Origin of the sequence: Streptococcus lutetiensis (genome assembly GCF_900475675.1) — a bacterium.
GTDB lineage: Bacteria > Bacillota > Bacilli > Lactobacillales > Streptococcaceae > Streptococcus > Streptococcus lutetiensis.
Genome location: NZ_LS483403.1, coordinates 1304974 through 1324244 on the forward strand (window position 1 = coordinate 1304974; position 19271 = coordinate 1324244).

The 19271-nt window shown below is 37.0% G+C and carries 27 protein-coding genes and 1 pseudogene; 5 read left to right on the forward strand and 23 right to left on the reverse strand.

Going from position 1 to position 19271, the window contains the following annotated elements; all coding sequences use genetic code 11:
- The first annotated feature begins 287 nt into the window (after positions 1–287).
- Complete coding sequence (locus tag DQN23_RS06535) at positions 288–1373, forward strand: M24 family metallopeptidase (RefSeq protein ID WP_020917241.1); 1086 nt, start codon at positions 288–290, stop codon at positions 1371–1373.
- Positions 1374–1557: 184 nt separating this feature from the next.
- Positions 1558–1851 (forward strand): NUDIX domain-containing protein, encoded by a 294-nt coding sequence (locus DQN23_RS06540; protein WP_230318060.1) that lies wholly within the window; start codon positions 1558–1560, stop codon positions 1849–1851.
- Positions 1852–1878: 27 nt separating this feature from the next.
- On the opposite strand, the gene DQN23_RS09080 is transcribed toward DQN23_RS06540, so the two are convergent.
- Entirely contained in the window at positions 1879–2034 is a 156-nt protein-coding gene (locus DQN23_RS09080) for a hypothetical protein (RefSeq protein ID WP_164550174.1), read from the reverse strand.
- Between the two features lie 100 nt (positions 2035–2134).
- Here DQN23_RS09080 and DQN23_RS06545 point away from each other — a divergent pair, with 100 nt between their 5' ends.
- Positions 2135–2356 carry a hypothetical protein gene (locus DQN23_RS06545; RefSeq protein WP_181949887.1) on the forward strand — a complete coding sequence of 74 codons (222 nt, stop codon included), beginning with the start codon at positions 2135–2137 and terminating at the stop codon, positions 2354–2356.
- Positions 2357–2442: 86 nt separating this feature from the next.
- Entirely contained in the window at positions 2443–3120 is a 678-nt protein-coding gene (locus DQN23_RS06550) for an NAD(P)H-dependent oxidoreductase (RefSeq protein ID WP_020917244.1), read from the forward strand.
- Positions 3121–3158: 38 nt separating this feature from the next.
- On the opposite strand, the pseudogene DQN23_RS06555 reads toward DQN23_RS06550, so the two are convergent.
- The 3 genes and pseudogenes from DQN23_RS06555 to DQN23_RS09330 all read right to left on the reverse strand — a co-directional run bounded on the left by DQN23_RS06555 (position 3159) and on the right by DQN23_RS09330 (position 4964).
- Positions 3159–4504 (reverse strand): annotated as a pseudogene (locus DQN23_RS06555) (dihydrolipoyl dehydrogenase family protein).
- Between the two features lie 10 nt (positions 4505–4514).
- Positions 4515–4703, reverse strand: a complete 189-nt coding sequence (locus DQN23_RS09325) for a ferritin family protein (protein WP_228380480.1) — start codon at positions 4701–4703, stop codon at positions 4515–4517.
- 15 nt (positions 4704–4718) lie between these two features.
- Complete coding sequence (locus DQN23_RS09330) at positions 4719–4964, reverse strand: ferritin-like domain-containing protein (protein ID WP_228380481.1); 246 nt, start codon at positions 4962–4964, stop codon at positions 4719–4721.
- A gap of 135 nt (positions 4965–5099) precedes the next feature.
- Between DQN23_RS09330 and DQN23_RS06565 the strand changes: the two genes are divergently transcribed.
- Positions 5100–5567, forward strand: coding sequence for a MarR family winged helix-turn-helix transcriptional regulator (locus tag DQN23_RS06565; protein ID WP_111712947.1), 468 nt, complete (start codon positions 5100–5102; stop codon positions 5565–5567).
- Here DQN23_RS06565 and DQN23_RS06570 read toward each other — a convergent pair.
- From DQN23_RS06570 to DQN23_RS06640, 19 genes are all read right to left on the reverse strand, one after another.
- Positions 5542–6495 (reverse strand): IS30 family transposase, encoded by a 954-nt coding sequence (locus tag DQN23_RS06570; RefSeq protein ID WP_111712673.1) that lies wholly within the window; start codon positions 6493–6495, stop codon positions 5542–5544. The genes DQN23_RS06565 and DQN23_RS06570 overlap by 26 nt on opposite strands.
- Positions 6496–6661: 166 nt before the next feature.
- A complete protein-coding gene (gene smpB / locus DQN23_RS06575; protein ID WP_006532795.1) occupies positions 6662–7129 on the reverse strand; it encodes an SsrA-binding protein SmpB in 468 nt (155 codons plus the stop codon).
- Between the two features lie 57 nt (positions 7130–7186).
- On the reverse strand, positions 7187–9532 hold the full coding sequence (rnr, locus tag DQN23_RS06580; protein WP_111712948.1) for a ribonuclease R: 2346 nt from the start codon (positions 9530–9532) through the stop codon (positions 7187–7189).
- A gap of 245 nt (positions 9533–9777) precedes the next feature.
- A complete protein-coding gene (secG, locus tag DQN23_RS06585; protein ID WP_006532797.1) occupies positions 9778–10014 on the reverse strand; it encodes a preprotein translocase subunit SecG in 237 nt (78 codons plus the stop codon).
- Between the two features lie 118 nt (positions 10015–10132).
- Positions 10133–10279, reverse strand: coding sequence for a 50S ribosomal protein L33 (gene rpmG, locus DQN23_RS06590; protein WP_020917248.1), 147 nt, complete (start codon positions 10277–10279; stop codon positions 10133–10135).
- Positions 10276–11484, reverse strand: coding sequence for a multidrug efflux MFS transporter (locus DQN23_RS06595; protein ID WP_081048415.1), 1209 nt, complete (start codon positions 11482–11484; stop codon positions 10276–10278). Before DQN23_RS06595 ends, rpmG begins: the two co-directional genes overlap by 4 nt.
- Positions 11485–11616: 132 nt before the next feature.
- Complete coding sequence (gene coaE / locus DQN23_RS06600) at positions 11617–12204, reverse strand: dephospho-CoA kinase (protein ID WP_058814138.1); 588 nt, start codon at positions 12202–12204, stop codon at positions 11617–11619.
- On the reverse strand, positions 12201–13022 hold the full coding sequence (gene mutM / locus DQN23_RS06605; RefSeq protein ID WP_020917251.1) for a DNA-formamidopyrimidine glycosylase: 822 nt from the start codon (positions 13020–13022) through the stop codon (positions 12201–12203). The genes coaE and mutM overlap by 4 nt, the downstream gene beginning before the upstream one ends.
- Positions 13023–13326: 304 nt before the next feature.
- The gene (gene era / locus DQN23_RS06610) at positions 13327–14223 is read right to left on the reverse strand and encodes a GTPase Era (protein WP_058814139.1); all 897 of its coding nucleotides are present in this window, start codon (positions 14221–14223) and stop codon (positions 13327–13329) included.
- A 54-nt stretch (positions 14224–14277) separates the two neighbouring features.
- Positions 14278–14688: a diacylglycerol kinase family protein gene (locus DQN23_RS06615; RefSeq protein WP_020917253.1), complete on the reverse strand. Its 411-nt coding sequence runs from the start codon at positions 14686–14688 to the stop codon at positions 14278–14280.
- On the reverse strand, positions 14669–15166 hold the full coding sequence (ybeY, locus tag DQN23_RS06620) for an rRNA maturation RNase YbeY (RefSeq protein ID WP_020917254.1): 498 nt from the start codon (positions 15164–15166) through the stop codon (positions 14669–14671). The genes DQN23_RS06615 and ybeY overlap by 20 nt, the downstream gene beginning before the upstream one ends.
- Positions 15167–15353: 187 nt before the next feature.
- On the reverse strand, positions 15354–15605 hold the full coding sequence (locus DQN23_RS09595) for a hypothetical protein (RefSeq protein WP_269449997.1): 252 nt from the start codon (positions 15603–15605) through the stop codon (positions 15354–15356).
- Complete coding sequence (locus tag DQN23_RS06625; RefSeq protein WP_277871684.1) at positions 15602–16357, reverse strand: alpha-amylase family glycosyl hydrolase; 756 nt, start codon at positions 16355–16357, stop codon at positions 15602–15604. Before DQN23_RS06625 ends, DQN23_RS09595 begins: the two co-directional genes overlap by 4 nt.
- Positions 16358–16381: 24 nt before the next feature.
- The gene (locus tag DQN23_RS09600) at positions 16382–16549 is read right to left on the reverse strand and encodes a hypothetical protein (protein ID WP_156672748.1); all 168 of its coding nucleotides are present in this window, start codon (positions 16547–16549) and stop codon (positions 16382–16384) included.
- Between the two features lie 254 nt (positions 16550–16803).
- Positions 16804–17124 carry a GNAT family N-acetyltransferase gene (locus DQN23_RS09335; protein WP_325051273.1) on the reverse strand — a complete coding sequence of 107 codons (321 nt, stop codon included), beginning with the start codon at positions 17122–17124 and terminating at the stop codon, positions 16804–16806.
- Positions 17125–17130: 6 nt separating this feature from the next.
- Entirely contained in the window at positions 17131–17349 is a 219-nt protein-coding gene (locus DQN23_RS09340; protein ID WP_228380482.1) for a GNAT family N-acetyltransferase, read from the reverse strand.
- A 55-nt stretch (positions 17350–17404) separates the two neighbouring features.
- Complete coding sequence (locus DQN23_RS09530; RefSeq protein WP_020917256.1) at positions 17405–17539, reverse strand: hypothetical protein; 135 nt, start codon at positions 17537–17539, stop codon at positions 17405–17407.
- A gap of 255 nt (positions 17540–17794) precedes the next feature.
- On the reverse strand, positions 17795–17965 hold the full coding sequence (locus DQN23_RS06635) for a hypothetical protein (protein ID WP_230318063.1): 171 nt from the start codon (positions 17963–17965) through the stop codon (positions 17795–17797).
- 214 nt (positions 17966–18179) lie between these two features.
- Positions 18180–19244, reverse strand: a complete 1065-nt coding sequence (locus DQN23_RS06640) for a PhoH family protein (RefSeq protein WP_111712949.1) — start codon at positions 19242–19244, stop codon at positions 18180–18182.
- Positions 19245–19271: the final 27 nt, after the last annotated feature.

Sequence of the window (19271 nt, forward strand, 5' to 3'; positions counted from 1 at the left end):
TTTGGAAACACTTTCAAGTGCAAACTTAGAATTTTTGAAAACTTTTCATATTTTGAAAACGTTTAAAAGGCTGTTTTTCTCATAAAAGGCTAAAAAAATCAAAAAGTAGTTATTTTCAGAAAATTTTCTGCTAACTTTTTAGTAAACTTCTGAAACTCTTTCATCTTTTTAAAGTTTTTTAGCATGATTTTATGAAAATTAAGTGTATTTAATTTTTTCGGCTTCAACTCTTGATTTTTTGTGATTTTTTTGAAAAAATGGGGGGGTAATTAGAAAGAAGGTTTCTCATGTCTAAATTAGATCAAATCCGCTCATATTTGAATCAAGAAAAAGCAAATATCGCTGTTTTATCTGACCCAGTAACTGTTAACTATTTGACTGGTTTCTTCTGCGATCCACACGAACGTCAAATGTTCTTGTTTGTTTACGCTGACCGTGAACCAGCACTTTTCGTCCCTGCGCTTGAAGTCGCACGCGCCAGCCAAATCGTCAATTTCCCTGTTTTTGGTTACGTTGATTCTGAAAATCCATGGAAAAAAATTAAAAACTGTCTTCCTTCAACAGATAGTGCTAAAATCTTTGCTGAATTTGATAATTTGAATGTTACTAAATTTCAAGGTTTGCAAACCGTCTTTGACGGACACTTTGAAGATTTGACACCATTTGTTCAAAAAATGCGTCTTATCAAATCTCAAGATGAAATTGATAAAATGATTGTAGCTGGCCAGTTCGCTGATAAAGCTGTTAAAGTTGGTTTCGATAACATTTCACTTAACAACACTGAAACTGACATTATCGCCATGATTGAATTCGAAATGAAAAAACAAGGTGTTGAAAAAATGAGTTTCGACACTATGGTCTTGACTGGTAATAATGCCGCTAACCCACACGGTATCCCAGGCACAAACAAAATCGAAAACAATGCTTTGCTTTTGTTTGACCTTGGAACAGATATGTATGGTTACGCTAGTGATATGACTCGCACTGTTGCTGTTGGTAAACCTGACCAATTCAAGAAAGACATTTACAACTTATGTTTAGAAGCTCACATGTCAGCTCTAGAGTTCATCAAACCTGGTGTTCTTGCTAGCGAAGTGGACGAGGCTGCTCGTAAAGTCATTGAAAAAGCAGGTTACGGTGAATACTTCAACCACCGTCTTGGACATGGTATCGGAATGACTTGTCACGAATTCCCTTCAATCATGGAAGGTAATGATATGGAAATCCAAGAAGGTATGTGTTTCTCAGTTGAACCTGGTATCTACATTCCTGGCAAAGTTGGTGTTCGTATCGAAGATTGTGGTTACGTCACAAAATCTGGCTTTGAAGTCTTCACACACACACCAAAAGAATTGCTTTATTTTGAAGGATAATTCTCATAAACCTAAAAACTTCAACTACTGCTAAAATGACCCTAAGAAATTTTTAAAAGACGAAGGTGATATTCCTTATTGTTCACAGTATGATAGCTTTCGCTTTCCAGTTTTTAATACTGCTATCAGTGCCATTTTATTTAACGAAAATCATGATAAAATTCTTTGAATCAAACAGTACAAGATGACTGAACACATTTTACTAGCTGGTTATGTGTCACAAGGCAAAAATGATGAGGCTACTGTCGCTAGAGAAATTGACGAGGAATTAGGCTTAAAAGTAAAATCCTTAACCTTTAATGCTACTAAATACTACGAGCGCAGTAACTCACTCATGATTAATTTTGCCGTAACAGTATCTGGAGCAGTCACTCCCAATCAGGAGATTGATGACTGGGACTGGTTTTCAATCAAAGATGCCAAAAAAGCTATCAAAGACGGTTCTCTTGCCGAAAGTTTTTTACTAGAGAATTTTTAGCTAAAATTGAAAAGGATTGAGAAAAGCTCAATCCTTTTTTGCATACTTTTCTTGCATTTCCTGCCAAAATTGTTGAACGGCTTCTGATATATTTATCTTTAATTTCATCAAAACCATCAGAGACTCTGTCTCAATATCAACAATCTGCTTACCCTCAAAAGGTCTAACCATCTTTTCCATCATGAGAGAAAGCCCTAAATCATTTTCGATAAAATCAATAATTAAGTTAATACGGTTGCCTTTAAAAGACTTGGCTAAAATGCTTTGTATCGCAGCTCCATCTATGACAAGACTTATTGAAAAGCTAGTTCACAAAGATTTAGTGAAAGTAGTTTATAAAGGACATACCAAACGTGTTTACATTACTGATAAAGGAAGAGAAATTATCCCCATCATCGGTGAAGTCTTTCATAAAACCCCTCTAGATTTCATGAAATTGTCTCAACCTTGCGATTTTAACAATCTGATTGACCAAATTAATCATCTGACAAATCAACTAAAATAAAAGAGCTTAGGCTCTTTTTCTTATGCCTGAAAACTGGCTAAAACTAGCTGAAAATGTTATGATAAAAAGAAAACTAGGAGGCTAGCATGAGTACAGAAGCTATTAAAAAACAAGTTCTCGATGCCTTTGACCATCGAGTTGCCGTCCGTGTCTACAATGACCAAGAGATTTCACGTGAAGATATGGAGTTCATCCTTGACACAGCTTGGTTAAGCCCTTCTTCGATTGGTTTGGAAGCTTGGCGTTTTGTTGTCCTTGATCGTAAGCAAATTGCAAAACTTCGTGATGACTTAAAAACTGTTGCTTGGGGAGCACAGTCTCAACTTGATACAGCCAGTCATTTTGTTTTGTTACTTGCAGAAAAAAATGCACGCTATGATTCTGACTCTGTCAAAGATAGCCTCGTTCGACGTGGTCTCGGTGAGGGTGACGCTCTCAATAGTCGCCTAGCCACTTACGAGTCTTTCCAAAAAAATGATATGTCACTTGCTGACAATCCACGCGCCCTCTTTGATTGGACCGCTAAGCAAACCTACATCGCTCTTGGAAATATGATGACATCAGCCAGCATGATTGGTATTGATTCTTGCCCAATTGAAGGATTTAATTATGACAAAGTCAATGCTATTCTTGCCAAAGCAGGCATTATTAACTCTGATAAAGAAGGCATTGCAAGCATGGTGTCATTTGGTTATCGACTACGCGATCCAAAACACCCTCGCTCACGTAAACCTCGTGAAAAAGTCATTACATGGTTCGAATAAATAGATAAAGCTTGAACTTTCGTTCAAGCTTTATCTATTTACATTAATGCCATTTTTACTGCGCTGAGTAATCCGCTAGTTGTCCCTGGAAAAGCAAAAATCATCTAACTAAGATCATTTGCTGTAACTTTTTGATTGATCATCAATGTCAAAAGATTAATCATTTCACCAGCTTCATTACCTAAAAGACTAGCGCCGACCAATTCTTTATTCTGATTAACAATCAGTGTCACGTGCGCTTCATCTTCTAATTTTGTCTGAAATTTCAATTGTTGTCCAAATGGAATCTCAACAATACGGTAAGCATCGTTCTCACGACCCTCAACAACACTCACCCCAACTTGTGCAATACGTGGGAAAGTATAAACAAGATTTGGAATAGCTGGATACTGAATTGCTTCTTGATTTACTCCAAGAATGTAAGCTGCAATATAATCTGATTCAAAACTTGCTGTCGACGTTAAACATGGAATGTTTTTATCAATGACATCCCCACTGGCAAAAATATTTGGCACAGAAGTTTGCAGATATTCATTAACAACGATTCCTGAACGATTGTAGGCAATGCCAAGTTCATCAGGACCAAGATTTTCAACATTTGGAATACGTCCTGTTACATCAAGAACATAGTCAGTCTCTAATTCCAAACCTTGCGCCGTTGTGACACGTAAACCAGCGGTAGTTTCTTCAACTGCTTGAACTGCTTGTTTGAAATGAAAGTAAACACCCTCTGCTGTCATTTTAGCAACCACACTATCAATATAATTTTCTTGATAAGCTACTAAAGCTCTATCAGCATATTCAATGATATGGACCTCTGAGCCAAGCTTAGCAGACATGGTTGCAAATTCCATAGAAATGATTCCTGCACCGATAAAGGTGATGTGTTTTGGCATCTTATCCAAATCAAGGAAATCACAACTATCATGCAAGAATTCTTGCCCTTTAATTTGAAGACGTGCTGGACGTTGACCCGTTCCAAGAACGATGTAGTCTGCACTGATTCTATCATCATCCACACTAACTGTATGAGCGTCAACTAATTTTCCGTAGCCTTTTAGCAAATCAATCTGCATTTGCGCAAACATACCTTCCATGAGAGAAGCGTAAGTTGGAATTTCAGATTTTTTATAAGCCATAAGCTCTTGCCAGTTAACCTTAGTATTACCAGTAATGCCAGCTTTATCATAACGTGAAAGACTATCAATAAACTCAAATGGACTGTCTAATAAAAATTTGGCACTACAGCCATAATTGGTACAAGTACCAGCCGTAATATCTTTTTCAACAATGGCCACTTTTTTCCGACCTGAGACAATGTCACTGCCGCATGCCAATTAGCATGTCCTGAGCCAATAAAAACCACATCGTAATCGTAAGTCATTTCCTTCTCCTTAAAGCTGTTGTGTTAACCAGTTTTGATAACCAATAGCATCAATCAAATTCAACTGTTGCTGTGTCCACTGCAAATCATCATCTTCATCTTTGTAGTAGGCTTTTAGCAAATCATAAGTCACCAAATCATTAGATGCAGCACCAACCAATGGTAATAATTCTTCCAGTCCTTCTTTTGAAACTTCCAAATCATGTCTTAGCCACTATAAAGGACTAGCTGGCATTTCAAAGCTTACTTGATTTTGGTAACAGATTTTACCACCCAAATCTAAAATGCGATTAAAGAGTTTTTGTGAAAAGTCATACTCCTCTGAAGCGTAGCTTTTGTATTTATCACCAAGTTTTGAAAATCCTTGTGCCTCAAAATTCAAAGCCACAAGATCATGAATATTTGCTTGATTTAAAATTTTGTTTCCAATTTTTTGTAATAGTTCGATTGTATTTTCCATAATTTCGACCTCTTTTTTATAATTAGTCGCACACGATTGGCTATAGTTTACTACTCCTTTTTCAAGTTGTTAACTTTTACATTTATTTTTTTCTATGTTCTGATAAGAGCAAGTAAACACAAAGAAAGGGACGTTATGCCAGAACAACATCCTGCTTTAACTAATCAACTATGTTTTGCGATTTATAATGCTAATAGAGTTTTCAACCAATTTTATAAACAAAAACTAGCTAAATTAGATTTAACCTATACACAATATATTGTTCTCTTAGCACTTTGGAAAACTGACAATCTTGCTTTGCGTGAATTAGGAAAACAATTAGACCTTGCTAGCAATACATTGACACCACTTCTCAAGCTTTTAGAAGACAAAGGTTATCTAACACGTATTCGCCCTGAAGAAGACCAACGTCAGCTAATTATCGCCCTTACAGAAGCTGGTAAAGCCCTTCAAGCTGATATTGAACAGCAATTGCACACCTGCGTTGGAGAATTTTCACCTGCTTTGCAAGGAAAAATCAAAGAAATGATAGCTGACAATCACATTTTGATTGAGGAAGCCAAATTTCAAGTTCAAATTAGCCAGTCTGTAAAAACTCTTTAGGAGATTTATAATTGAATAGTTTCTTTGGATAGTTGTTAATCCAGTTTTCAATAAATGCGACTTGTTGTTGAGTCGCATTTTTGCTTCCCTTAGGTAACCAACGCCGGATGAGTCTATTATGATTCTCATTAGTACCACGCTCCCAAGAAGAATACGGGTGGGCATAATAGATATGAGTAGGGTCAAAAACTTCTGCTAAACGACTGAACTCAGCCCCGTTATCAGCTGTGATAGAGTTCATTTGATAATCCTTGAGGATTGCTTTCAGAGCTTGATTGACTGAAACCGCGGACTTATCGGGAATGAGTCGAATGATTTGATAACGACTCTTTCTATCGGTTAGAGTCAACAGACACTCGTTTTTTGCCCGTGTTTGAATAACCGTATCAATTTCAAAATCACCGATATTCTCACGCTTATTAATGCTTTCTGGTCGTTCCTCAATAGACTTTCCAGCTGGCTTAAAATTGGGACTAGCATGCTTTTTCTTAGCTTTCTCTTGTCGAGGATAAAGCATATCAGCCTTGGTCAATCCTAAGTGTCCATGATGAATCCAGTAGTAAATGGTGGAGATGGGAACAGGTATCCCTTTTGACTTTACCATCATCTCGGGAGAGTATTTCTGTTCGATGTAGTGAGTTATCTTTCCTTTGAGTCCCTTGGTTAGGGAGACTTGTTTAACAGAACGTTTGCGATTGTTTTGATAGGCTTTTTGAGCAAAATCAGCTGAGTAGATCACTTCAAATTTTCCTTTACGCACTTGTTGTCTAACCTGACCACGTTTGACTTCGTTGTGAATGGTTTGAGGAGCTTTAGCTAATCTCCTAGCGATTTCACGATTTGAGAGCCCTTCTTGAAGCCAACGTTCAATCATTCTACGTTCAGTTAGTGTTAAATGTTTACTTTTTGGTGTATAATAGTTTTGCATCTCAGAGTCTTTCTAATTGTTGTTGTGGTGATTACAATTATATCTCTCTGAGATGTTTTTTGATACCCTTAGGTGGCTAACTTCATTTTAGAACTTTCCTTTGATTGAGGAATTGAAAAAAATGTTTTAAAAAGAGTTTGGATTTATCCAAACTCTTTTTGTTTTATTATCTTGCATTGAAATTTTTCATTTGGCGTTTAATGTCGCGGTCTTGCTCGCGGCGTTTGATGGTTTCACGTTTGTCGTAATCATGTTTCCCTTTAGCCACACCAAGTAAGACCTTAGCAAAGCCATTTTTCAAATAAACTTTAAGAGGAATAAGGGTCATCCCTGTTCCTTTTAAGTCATTTGACAATTTTTCAATTTCACGTTTTTTAAGCAATAATTTACGTGTACGCTCAGGCTCTTGGTTCCAGATATTTCCTTGTTCAAAAGGAGAAATGTGAACATTAATCAACCAAGCTTCGCCATTTTTAATTTGAGCGTAACCGTCTTTTAGCTGAATACGTGCGGCACGAACACTCTTAATTTCAGTTCCTGTCAAGACGATTCCAGCTTCAATGGTATCAACTATATTATAGTCATGACGTGCCTTTTTATTTTGGGCAACGACATTTCCTTCACCTTTTGGCATATTAAGCTACCTCTCTTGTGTCAAAATTTTTGGGTTAGCAATGAGGCTTGTCACCTTTTATTTTTTAGCTTTACGAGTTTTTTTCTTAGCTACTTCTTTGTAGAAAGGTTTCTTGCCTGTTTTTTTAGAAGATGATTTTGAAGATTTATGATTGCGTTGTTTATTTGATTTGTGGTCTTTTTTATGGTCTTTGTGATTGTCAGATTTTGGACGACGTTTGTCTTTTCCAGAACGGTCTTGACGTGATTTCTTCACTTTTTCAATCACATCATAATCACTTGGAATGTACTCAAAGTCAATATCACCAGTTTCTTTGTCGGCACGTGTTAATTTAATCTTGATTTGTTGACCAACGCGGAAGACTTTACCTGATTTTTCACCTTGAAGGGTCAAAGTACGTTCGTTGTAATTATAGAATTCTGGTAAGGTTGTGATGTGAACAAGACCTTCAATGGTATTTGGCAATTCGATAAACATACCAAATTTCACGACACTAGCCACCACACCGTCAAATTCTTGACCAACGTATTCTTCCATGTATTCAGCTTTTTTCATCGCTTCAACCACACGTTCGGCATCAATAGCACGACGTTCGAGAGTTGAAGATGATGTTGCCAATTCTGGAATCACATTTCTGAAGTGTTCAATCTTCTCATCTGTCACTTGTGTGTATTCACGAATCATACGGTGAACAAGAAGGTCAGGATAACGACGAATTGGGCTTGTAAAGTGTGTGTAGTACTCAGCAGCCAAACCATAGTGTCCATGATTGTGTTCAGAATAGCGTGCTTGTTGCATTGAACGAAGAAGCATCATATTCAAAACTTCAGCACCTGGTTTTCCTTCAACTTTTGCCATGAAATCTTGAAGAGCTTGCTGGCTAATTTTATTAGCTGTCCCGTGAATTTGCACGCCAAAAACGCTTGCATAATCAAGGAATTTTTGTAATTTTTCAGCTTTAGGATCTTCGTGGATACGGTAGATAAATGGCAATTTGCGTTTTGCAAAGTGTTCTGCCACTGTTTCGTTAGCTGCCAACATGAAGGATTCAATCATGCGCTCTGCAATACCACGCTCACGAATCACGATGTCAACTGGCATTCCTTTGTCATTGACGATGATTTTAGCTTCGCTAGTATCAAAATTAAGTGCCCCACGACGCACGCGCATCTTCTCTAAGATATTATGAAGAGCAGCCATGTGGTGAATTGACTCAACGATTGGTTGGTATTTTTCAATCAACTCTTCATCGCCAGCAATGATATCATTAACATCGCTGTAAGTCATACGGAAAGTTGTTTTAATAACTGATTGACAGATTTGGTGATTCACCACGTGACCATTACGATCAATTTCCATCAAACATGATTGTGTCAAACGATCTACATTTGGATTTAATGAACAGATACCGTTTGACAAGCGTTCTGGTAACATTGGCACCACACGGTCAGTCACATACACAGATGTTCCACGAGCTACCGCTTCACGGTTAAGGGCAGAACCTTCTGTAACATAATAAGACACGTCAGCGATGTGAACACCTAACTCAAAGTTACCGTTATCTAAAAGTTTGATATGAACCGCATCATCCAAGTCTTTGGCATCAGCGCCGTCAATGGTAAAGGTGATTTCATTACGTAAATCCACGCGACCAATCAAATCTTTTTCAGACAGCGCATCTGGAACAGCATTAGCTTCAGCCATAACGTCTTCTGGAAATTCTGATTTGATGTCCATTGATTCAAGGACTTCAAGAACATCAATTCCAACATCCCCTTGGTGACCAACGATATCACGAACATGACCGACAAAGTAATCGTGACCACGCGTTGGGTATTTATCGATATCAACCTTGATGATTTCAGTTCCGTCTAAAACAACAGGTTCTTTTTTGATGTAGATTTCTTGTTGGATTTTTTGATTTTTAGACTTGATGTAACCAGCATATTTTGGTTTTTCATCGTCTAGGATAAATTTCCCAACGACAGTTTTTAGACTGCGTTCAACGATTCCGACAATACGGACTTCAGCCGCTGTACCTTTAAGACGGTTAGCAGGTTTCTTAATCACAGCTTCAACCGTATCACCATCTACAGCATGACCAACGTCATTATGCCCAACAAACATGTCATCTTCATCCTCATCAACAGACAAGAAACCAAAACCAGCTTTGTTAGCACGAAAGACACCAGTGACCGTAATTTCTTTTTTTTTCTCTACTTTTTTACGAAGGGCAAGGCTACCGCTATCATCAAAGCGGAGTTCACCCTGACTTTCTAACTGTGAAATTTCTTTAACAAGCAATGGAAATTTTTCAGCACCAGTCATATCCAAACCAGCCGCTAAATCGTTAATATTAACTTTTCCGTGCTCTTTTAAATAAGCAATAATATTTTCATTCATAATTGTGATTATAAGCAAGACCGATTAGCAAAAAAGTCCTGCTATCTTCTATCCTCTCGTTTTCTAGCTTGATGGAAGTTGTGAAAAGTCACTGAATTTCAAATTCCAATCCGCTACTGGACAGACTCCTCACTACTTACTTAATAATAAAAAATGAGCTGAATGACCAGCTCATGAATTTTCGTACAAAATTCAAGATGCGCAGCCAACGTAAGCTAAGATGCAGCTTTTTCGTCAGTTGCTATCTATTTACTTGATAAGATTGCTAACGCTAAAGCAATTGCTAGCCAAAAGAAAACTAGAACTGCTGTAAAACGTTGCATAAACGCTTCGAAGCCACGTGCTTTAGTACGTTCAAATAAAGCTTCTGAACCGCTGTTATCAAATACGTTGCTACTTGGATTTTTCTGTGGTTGCATAAAAATAGCAATCACGATAATAACAGATAATACCAGTAAAGCTGTCAGTAGTACATTGTACATATGTTTCACTAAGAACGCGTCAGAAGCTTAACTCAGGGAAAAAATCCACTACTTTTTTGCTTCTGGGTTCTATTTCCTTTCCTACACTATGGTCTTAATTATTCTATCATAAATATCCCTACGATTCAATATGTAGGGTTACTTTTCGCTCTTTGGGACAGTATTTTAGAACCTGAATTTTTTCGGGATGGGTTGCTTTATTTTTGCTTGTTAAATAATTTTTACTACCACAGCTACTGCATTTTAAATTAATCTTGACTCTCACGCGATTTCCTTAACTTTCAAATATTTTCTAAAATTGATAAGGCTCCACACAAAGTTTACAAAGACAATCAAACTTGTTACATAAAAGACTGAACGGTATCCCATACCAGTCGCAATGGCAGAACCAACAAATGGTCCAACGACTTGTCCAATATTCATAAACATTTGGTTATAGCTGAAAATACGTGAAATTCCTTCTCTTGGCGTGATTTTAGTCAGTAGTGAGTTAACACTTGGCATCAGCGCACCTGTACCAAAACCGTACATGAAACGCACAATTCCGAGTTCAAGTGAATTTCTGGCAAGAGCACACAAGACGTACATACTAAAGCTATAAAATAGAGCTATCAAAAGTAGTCTATGATTACCTATTCTATCACCAATTTTACCAAGAGTCGAGCTCGATAACATACTTGAAAAACCGAGAGCAGACACAATCAGACCAGAGACAAACATTAGATTTTCAGTTTGTCCAAGATTACGAATATATAAGGTCAAAATTGGGGCAATAGATTGAGCTGAAATTTGGATAATCATACTTGTTACAAAAAGCCCGATTAGAATTTGCTTGTCTTTAATTGATAAAAAGAGTTCTCGAGTTGACATAGCATTAGCCTTAGCAACAGGTTTGAAATCTTCTTTAATCAAAAAGACTGTCAGAAAATTACAGATTAGCAAAATAAATCCGACCAACAAAAAGACTTGTCGAATACCTAACCATTCAGCCAACATTCCTCCCAGTAAGGGACCAATTAGGCTCCCGCCAATCATACCAGTTGCTAGCGTTCCAAGTGCATATCCTGAACGATTTTTAGGTGCTTGACTAGCAATCAAGGCTGTTGAATTAGGAATGTATCCTGAAAAAAGACCGTTTAATAGCCTCAGTGTTAATAACCAAAAGACATTAGGGACAAAGGCTAAACCACCCATTGTAAAGGTCATGACCAAGCTTGCCCTAACCATCATCGGTTTACGTCCATATTGGTCGGCTAGCCGCCCCCACACCGGAGCAATCAAAGCAGAGGCTAAAGCTGATAAAGATACCGCTAGACCAGCGTACCACTCAACTTTATTTTTGGGAGCGCCTAGTTCTTCTACATACAAAGCCATAAATGGCATAACAAGCGAAAAGCTTGCCCCAGTAAAAAAGTTACCAAGCCAAGCTACTCGTAAATTTTGTTTCCAATTAACTTCGTTACTTATGATTGTTCACCTTCTTTTCAAAAAAAGTCAATTGCTATTATAGCACATTCCAAAAGAATTACTAAAAACTTGCTACACAAAGCGTTTTCTTGAAAAATATGCAGAAAATCAGGCAATTTTCCAAGCATTCATCGCTTATAATTCCTGCAAAAGCTGATGGATTTGTGCTTTTAATTCCGTAAGGTCACCACTGTTATCTAGCAATTTGTCAGCATAAGGCTTTTTAGCTTCTGTCGACATTTGGCTAGCCATGCGTTTTTTAGCTTCTTCTTTTGAAAAATGATTACGCATCACCAAACGCTCTAATTGTGTTTTCTCATCAAGATGAACCAACCAAATATCATCAAACCACTCCATATAATCATGTTCAATCAAAAGCGGAATATCCATAAAAAAGACATCTTGAGTCTTAGCTAGTTCATCTCGTCTTCTAGCCAACTCTTCTCGAATGATACCATTTTGCAGATGTGATGACTTTTCAAGCATATCTTTACTCGAAAAAATCAACTGCCCCAATTTTTTGCGGTCGAGTTCACCATTTTCTTGAAGAATCTCACTGCCAAACCAGTTGCAAAGGGCTTGATAAAGTTTTCCACCTTTAGCCTGAAGTTCGTGAACCACCCGATCAGCATCAATCACTTGATAGCCATATTTTTTAATTTCAGCAACAACGGTTGACTTTCCAGAAGCAATCCCGCCTGTGATTCCAATAATTTTTGTCATCGTTTTTGACAGGCAGGACAAAAATGTGTCCCGCGACCTCCTACTTTTATTTTTTCAATTGGTGTGGCACAACGTGGGCAAGGCTCGTCTGTTTTTCCGTAAACTTGCAAATACTCTTGCATTGTCCCATTTTCACCAAAGGCATTTTGGTAAGTTCGGATAGTTGTTCCACCTTTTTCAATGCCAAGTTGTAAGATACGGATAATCTCATCGTGAAGCAAATTGATTTCAGCTTTTTGAAGACTATTTGCTTGGCGTTCAGGATGAATTTTAGCTGCCCAAAGTACCTCATCCACATAAATATTTCCAAGACCAGCTACCAAAGTTTGCTCTAAAAGATATGGTTTAATGAGTTTTTTAGAGGCAGATAGTTTTCGAGTAAATTCTGCCACATCAAAATCTTCCTTAGTCGGTTCAGGACCTAATTTTCTTTTTTGGAAATAAGCTGCAACTTGATTTTCGGCTACCAATTCCATGGTTCCAAATTTCCGAACATCCTTATAAACCAAAGTCGACCCATCATCTAAACCAAAAAAGATATGAAAATGTTTATCCTCAGGAACCTGGTGCTCAAACAGCAAATATTTTCCTTCCATTCTCAGATGAGAAATAATCACTTGCTCATCTAGGTTCAGCAGCAGGTACTTCCCACGTCTACCAATCGACTGAATGGTTTGACCAAGTAAATCAGACTCAAAAGCACCTAAATCCGTTTTAACCATTTTCGGCACACGAACATCAACCGATATAATTTTGCGCCCAACAATCAAACACTCAAGACCACGACGAACTGTCTCAACCTCAGGTAATTCCGGCATCTTTCTGATACAAAGGACGTAAAAGGCAAAGTAAAATTAGGAGGTCATCAGAAATCCTGATTTCTGAAATGACCTATCTATTTTACACAGCCTTTCGTCCGTGTTCAAAGCAACACGAACATGTCCTTCTCCTTTCTCAATAAGTTTTATAGAAATTTTGACGACAGTGATAAACACCTAGTCACCATTTATCTTTTTTCAAAGAGTCTTAGACATGGCCAATTCACCACCAATGACTTTTCCTTTTTATTATTTTTAAAAGAGGAGGTGTTAAGCCAAAAACACCTCCTAATTAAATGAACTATTAATACTCTTTCTCGTTGTAACCAAAGTCAGCGAGATCAAGTTTTTTATCACGCCAGTTTTTCTTAACTTTAACCCAAGTTTCAAGGTAAACCTTGTCACCAAGCATGATTTCAATATCACGGCGAGCCATTTTACCAATTTTCTTAAGCATAGCGCCTTTTTTACCGATGATAATACCTTTTTGACTGTCACGTTCAACCATGATTGTTGCACGAATGTGAACCTTGTCTGTCTCTGGATCACGTTTCATTGAATCAACAATAACTGCAACAGAGTGAGGTACTTCTTGTTCTGTCAACTTCAAGATTTTTTCACGAATCATTTCTGATACCAAAAAACGTTCTGGGTGGTCAGTGATTTGGTCTTCAGGAAAATATTGGAAACCTTCTTCCAAATTATCTTTTAAGATATTAAGAAGTGTTTCAACATTATTACCTTGAAGGGCTGAAATTGGCACAATTTCTTTGAAATCCATTTGACTACGGAAATCATCAATTTGTTCCAACAATTGGTCTGGGTGCACTTTATCGATTTTATTGATAACCAAAACAACTGGAATGTTAGCTGATTTCAAACGTTCGATAATCATGTCGTCACCTTTACCACGTTTTTCATCAGCAGGCACCATGAAAAGAACTGTCTCAACTTCACGAAGTGTGCTGTAAGCTGACTCAACCATGAAATCACCAAGTGCTGTTTTGGGTTTGTGAATTCCTGGTGTGTCAATAAAGACGATTTGTTCGGTATCTGTTGTATAGATCCCCATGATTTTGTTACGAGTTGTTTGAGCTTTGTCGCTCATGATAGCAATTTTTTGCCCCATAACGTGGTTCAAGAATGTCGATTTCCCAACATTTGGGCGACCTAAAATCGCTACAAAACCTGATTTAAACATAAGATATAAAGGACGTTAAACGTCCCTACTCCTTTCATTATTTGCAAAATATTTTTATCGGTTGCCAAAAATCAAGGCAATAATTTTCGGTACAAAAATAATCAATCCTGTAATCACGGTATAAGTTGATACCACCAATACCGCTCCTGCTGCCATATCCTTAGCATTTTTTGCTAGCATTGAAAAATGATAATCACTAGCCAAGTCAACCACATTTTCAAGCGCAGAATTAACCATTTCTAAAGTGATGACTAAAAAGATGGCTAAAAATAAGAATAACCATTCAATCGCAGATATACGAAAAACAGCTCCTGCTGCAGTTGCTAAAATAGCTGACACCATGTGTTTACGCATATTTCTTTCTTCCTTGAAGGCTGTAACTATTCCAGTAATGGCAAATTCCATACTAGATACCAAGGTGCGATTTTTCCACTTTTTAGGGGAATTATTGTCTCTTAAGTCCATAGGCAGTTAAAATTTCTTCCTGTAAAGTAAACATTTCTTTTTCTTCTTCAGGGGTATAATGGTCGTAGCCGTTGATGTGTAGGAAACCATGCACCGCTAAGAATCCCATTTCACGTTCAAAAGAATGACCGTACTTTTCTGCTTGTTCACGCGCTTTATCAACAGAGATAAAGAGCTCACCGATATAAGCATCGAATTCGTCTAGCATTTCTGCAAGCTCAGAATTTTCAGCCAAATCTTCTTCTGAGAAAGTTAAATCTGATTCTGGTTTGTACTCTAAGCTGATAACATCCGTTGGACGGTCTGTGTCACGGTATTCTAAGTTCAATTCATGGCTGCGCTCATTAGTCACGAAAGTCACTGCCATTTCTTTATTTTCTTTACCAGTCTTTTCAGCAGCAAATTGTAATAAGTCCAAAGTTTGGTTTTTAATTTCTTCTGAAACTTGACCAGTTTCATCTATCATTTCAACGTACATATCTATCTTCTTTCAAAACTAATTATATCAAGGATATTATACCATATTAAGGATAACAGCGCCATTTTAGGCACTAAGAAACTTTTTAGGCATGCCATTTAATCATAAAAAAAGAAGTAGCCTGAGGAGAGCTACTTCTTTCTGGAAAAGGAGTTAGAATTGTGTTAAAAAGTTAGTTAATGACCGACTATTTTAGACCATCTTTATTGTAGTTACCAGATTTCACGAGGTCGAATCCGACGCTGCAAGGAAATTGGGTGCTAGTCCCTAGTTGGTTGAAGATGATTTTGGCGTTTACATTAGCGTATTCTTCTGGGAGATTAAGGTAGAAGTTACCAGCATCACCGATTTGTGATTGACCTGGGAAGCGAGTACCATTACCACCACCTACTGGACGAGAGAAGAACAAAAGTGTACCTTTAGCACGCGCTGTAATCATTGACCAACCAAGACGAATATCATCATTGGCATAAGTATCGTGAGATTCAACCCAAGTAACAAGATTTGCTGGGTCAAATAATTCATTAAATTACCTGCAGCAGCACAACGATCTTTCAAGTCATTACGAATTTGATTACCATAATTTGATGCACTAACGCTCATCAACTTAGAATAATCAGCTTCATGTGAGATGCTATCTTGAAGAACTTCACCATATTGGAATTCAGATCCATTATTCAAAATAACATTCCAGAAATTACTTCCATATTCACCAGGCAATTCAATGTGTTTAGCAGTATCATAACGGAAACTATCAGCTCCATCAGCAACTGCTGTTTTCAAGAATTTCAAAAGGTATTGTTGAATTTGTGGATTTTGAGTATTCAAATCATACAAACCTAGAAGAGCATTTTGTGTCACATCATAACGATCATTCCAGTTTTTAATCTCTTTGTTACCATGTGTCCAATTTGGAATACTTTTAATTTCTTGACTGATTTGGTTGTAGTCAGATGTTGTGTGGTTAAGGACAGCATCAACAATGATTTTAATACTATATTGATCAGCCACACGGTTCATTTCTTTAAATTCTTCTTCTGTACCTAATTGGTAGTGACCAATCGTATGTAAAATTGGTTGATATTGATAGTACCAATTTTTCAAGCTCTTATTACCACCGTCATCAACAATAACTTGGTTAATTGGTGATGTTTGAACACTCGTATAACCAGCGTCCTTAATCGCTTGCATATTATCTTTAATAGTATCGAAAGACTAGCACCATGCGTAAAGCACTGTTCCTTCTTTCATTGAGACCTGCTCATCAGCCTTAACAGCATTAGCTTGCACGAAAATACCAGTGCTGACCTCTGTCAAAACTAAAAGAGAGCCTAAACCTTTTTTCATTTTCTTTTTCATATTTACTTTATTACGAAGTGACATAAATAATCTCCTATAAAGATAAGTTAAAAATACGCAACCGTTTTCATTAATGATTAAAAAATAAAGCAGTATTATGCGTGAAACCTGTCCAATCAACTACATATACCTGCATGTCTATAAATAATGATTAACACATCATTTTCTTATAGGCATTCTTCCAAAATCTTGTTGCAATCAGTTGTATATTTGTCTATATTATATCATATTTTTTGGAAGCGCAATCAAAAAAACTGACAAATCTCTTGTGAAACCTTTTATTTTGAATAATTTACCTTCGTTACACAAAAATGCTGACTAGTGACCCAGCCACCAGGATATTTTTTATTATTTTGGAGACGTTCCATCTCTGTCATTCCGAGTTTTGTCAAAACACGAACTGAAGCCGGATTTTCAAGTGCACAAAAAGCATGTACTTTCTCAAATCCTAACACCTCAAAACAAAGTTCTAAAATTTTAGCGCTCGCTTCTGTGGCTAAACCATGCCCCCAAAACTTTTTATTGATAATATAACCAATTTCTGCTTCTTTTCCATCTGACCAGTTCATTAAATCAACAGTCCCAATGAACTCTGAAATCTCTTTTCAGACAATTCCATATCGTCCCAGAGGACTCTTTAGATAAATATTTTCAATCACATTTTTAGTTTCTTCGATAGTTTGATTAGCTGGAAAACCCCATTTAGTATTTTCAATATCTGACGTATAAGCAAACATTGTCTTTGCATCAGCCATTGTCACTGGAAGCAATAACAATCTCCATATCTCAAGCTCACTATGTTCTCTCAACTGTTTTTCAAGCATTTTTCTCCTCAAACACTATTAAAAAAGCGACCTAAAACAGGTCAACTTAGTTATCTTACTTTTCTTTTGGACTCACCATTCCTTCATCTATATGAGTTATCAAATCTTGGAAGTCACTAGCCAAATGTTTTGCCTGATCACCAAGATTTTTTAAAACATCGGCTTCAATTTCAGAATCCAAAGTCTTCAAATCGCTTTCTAGTCTTTCAGCTTAACTAGTCAACTTTTCACTCATCTTAGTCAACTTTTCAAGTGACGCACGATCACACATAATTCTCCTCCTAACAGGTAACTCTTTTTACATCACTGTCCTTTTCGAAAATACCTTGAACATTTCCAAGAACAATGCTTATAGTCTATTTTATCTAAAAAAGAGAATTTTACTAGATTTTTTAGATAATATGGTATTTCTGCCCAAAAAATCCTAGCATACTATCAGTTTTTACTAAATTCTTTTAGGTGTCATGTAAGACAATAAAGTTTGAAATTCGCAAGCTAAATCTTTAGCTTCTTCCCCAAATGTGGTAAAAAACTCTGAGCTATCCCCCTGATTAAATGATGAGAATTTATCTATCATTTTTAACTTTTGATTTAAGTCATCAGCCTGTTTTGACAATTAACTACTCATTTCAGAAAGGTTCTCAAATATCTCACGATTATCCATAAAACTTCTCCTTTGATATGCTTTAATCTATTTCTATCTTTGAAAATATCTTGAAAAATTTCAGTATACCTTATCTTACACCAGAAAACCACCTTAATAGAGAATTCGCAGATATGAAAATCATTTTTTATCAAAAAAAGCCACATCTTGGTGTGACTTGAAAATATTATTTTTCCTCTTTGGTGCTAGCTGGCTGACCAATCGTTTCATAGCTAGCAAAGCCTGAGGTACTTGTGCTATCGATAACTTCTTTTTGATGGTGAGCAGTTTTGCGCTCGGCGTCTTTTTCATAAGCATTGATAATTTCAGCAACCACAGGGTGGCGAACCACATCGCTCGCTGAGAAATGAACAAAATCAATTTGCTTGATGTGTTTTAGTTTCTCCGTCGCATCAATCAAACCAGATTTGACTTTCTTAGGTAAATCAATCTGACTGGTATCACCATTAATAATCATCTTAGAATTAAATCCAAGACGTGTCAAAAACATCTTCATTTGCATGATAGTTGTATTCTGTGCTTCATCAAGAATCACAAAAGCATCGTCAAGTGTTCGGCCACGCATATAAGCCAATGGTGCGATTTCAATAATATCACGCTCCATCAAACGTGTGGTTTGCTCTTTTCCTAAAATTTGGTAAAGAGCATCATAAACAGGACGAAGATAAGGATCAACTTTCTCTTTTAAATCACCTGGCAAAAATCCTAGACTTTCACCTGCTTCAACTGCTGGACGTGTCAAAATAATTCGCTTGACCTGACCACGTTTTAAAGCTGTAACTGCCCAAGTCACTGCCAAGAAAGTCTTACCAGTACCTGCAGGACCAATACCAAAGACCACATCATGTGATTTGACACTGTCCGCATAAACTTTTTGTCCTAACGTTTTAACACGGATTGGTTTTCCAGAATTATCTTTGATAATTTCTTCTTCATAAAGGGTAACAAATTTGTCAATAGAGCCATTTTGTGCCATTGAAAGAGCCGTTACTATATCAGATGTATTAACCAACATACCACGAGAAACCAATACTAACAAAGCTTGAATGGTCACACGTGCTAATTCGACACTTTCTTTATCATCTCCTAAAATCTGCACTCGCTCTGTACGAGCATGGATGATAACTCCTAGATTATCTTCGATTAACTTCAAATGACGTTCATTTGAGCCAAATAGCGCTAGCACATCATCAGGATGACTTAAGGTAATTTCAACAGAATGCTCTTGCAAATAGAGTCCCTCTTTCTTTTGTATTTG

Bases quoted from the DNA above. Each gene is read 5' to 3' on its own strand.
- DQN23_RS06535 (WP_020917241.1), top strand. From the start codon at position 288: ATGTCTAAATTAGATCAAATCCGCTCATATTTGAATCAAGAAAAAGCA.
- DQN23_RS06540 (WP_230318060.1), top strand. From the start codon at position 1,558: ATGACTGAACACATTTTACTAGCTGGTTATGTGTCACAAGGCAAAAAT.
- DQN23_RS09080 (WP_164550174.1), bottom strand. From the start codon at position 2,034: ATGATGGAAAAGATGGTTAGACCTTTTGAGGGTAAGCAGATTGTTGAT.
- DQN23_RS06545 (WP_181949887.1), top strand. From the start codon at position 2,135: ATGACAAGACTTATTGAAAAGCTAGTTCACAAAGATTTAGTGAAAGTA.
- DQN23_RS06550 (WP_020917244.1), top strand. From the start codon at position 2,443: ATGAGTACAGAAGCTATTAAAAAACAAGTTCTCGATGCCTTTGACCAT.
- DQN23_RS09330 (WP_228380481.1), bottom strand. From the start codon at position 4,964: ATGGAAAATACAATCGAACTATTACAAAAAATTGGAAACAAAATTTTA.
- DQN23_RS06565 (WP_111712947.1), top strand. From the start codon at position 5,100: ATGCCAGAACAACATCCTGCTTTAACTAATCAACTATGTTTTGCGATT.
- DQN23_RS06570 (WP_111712673.1), bottom strand. From the start codon at position 6,495: ATGCAAAACTATTATACACCAAAAAGTAAACATTTAACACTAACTGAA.
- smpB (WP_006532795.1), bottom strand. From the start codon at position 7,129: ATGCCAAAAGGTGAAGGAAATGTCGTTGCCCAAAATAAAAAGGCACGT.
- rnr (WP_111712948.1), bottom strand. From the start codon at position 9,532: ATGAATGAAAATATTATTGCTTATTTAAAAGAGCACGGAAAAGTTAAT.
- secG (WP_006532797.1), bottom strand. From the start codon at position 10,014: ATGTACAATGTACTACTGACAGCTTTACTGGTATTATCTGTTATTATC.
- coaE (WP_058814138.1), bottom strand. From the start codon at position 12,204: ATGACAAAAATTATTGGAATCACAGGCGGGATTGCTTCTGGAAAGTCA.
- mutM (WP_020917251.1), bottom strand. From the start codon at position 13,022: ATGCCGGAATTACCTGAGGTTGAGACAGTTCGTCGTGGTCTTGAGTGT.
- era (WP_058814139.1), bottom strand. From the start codon at position 14,223: ATGTTTAAATCAGGTTTTGTAGCGATTTTAGGTCGCCCAAATGTTGGG.
- DQN23_RS06615 (WP_020917253.1), bottom strand. From the start codon at position 14,688: ATGGACTTAAGAGACAATAATTCCCCTAAAAAGTGGAAAAATCGCACC.
- ybeY (WP_020917254.1), bottom strand. From the start codon at position 15,166: ATGTACGTTGAAATGATAGATGAAACTGGTCAAGTTTCAGAAGAAATT.
- DQN23_RS09595 (WP_269449997.1), bottom strand. From the start codon at position 15,605: ATGATTACAGCGCGTGCTAAAGGTACACTTTTGTTCTTCTCTCGTCCA.
- DQN23_RS06625 (WP_277871684.1), bottom strand. From the start codon at position 16,357: ATGCAAGCGATTAAGGACGCTGGTTATACGAGTGTTCAAACATCACCA.
- DQN23_RS09600 (WP_156672748.1), bottom strand. From the start codon at position 16,549: ATGTCACTTCGTAATAAAGTAAATATGAAAAAGAAAATGAAAAAAGGT.
- DQN23_RS09340 (WP_228380482.1), bottom strand. From the start codon at position 17,349: ATGCTTGAAAAACAGTTGAGAGAACATAGTGAGCTTGAGATATGGAGA.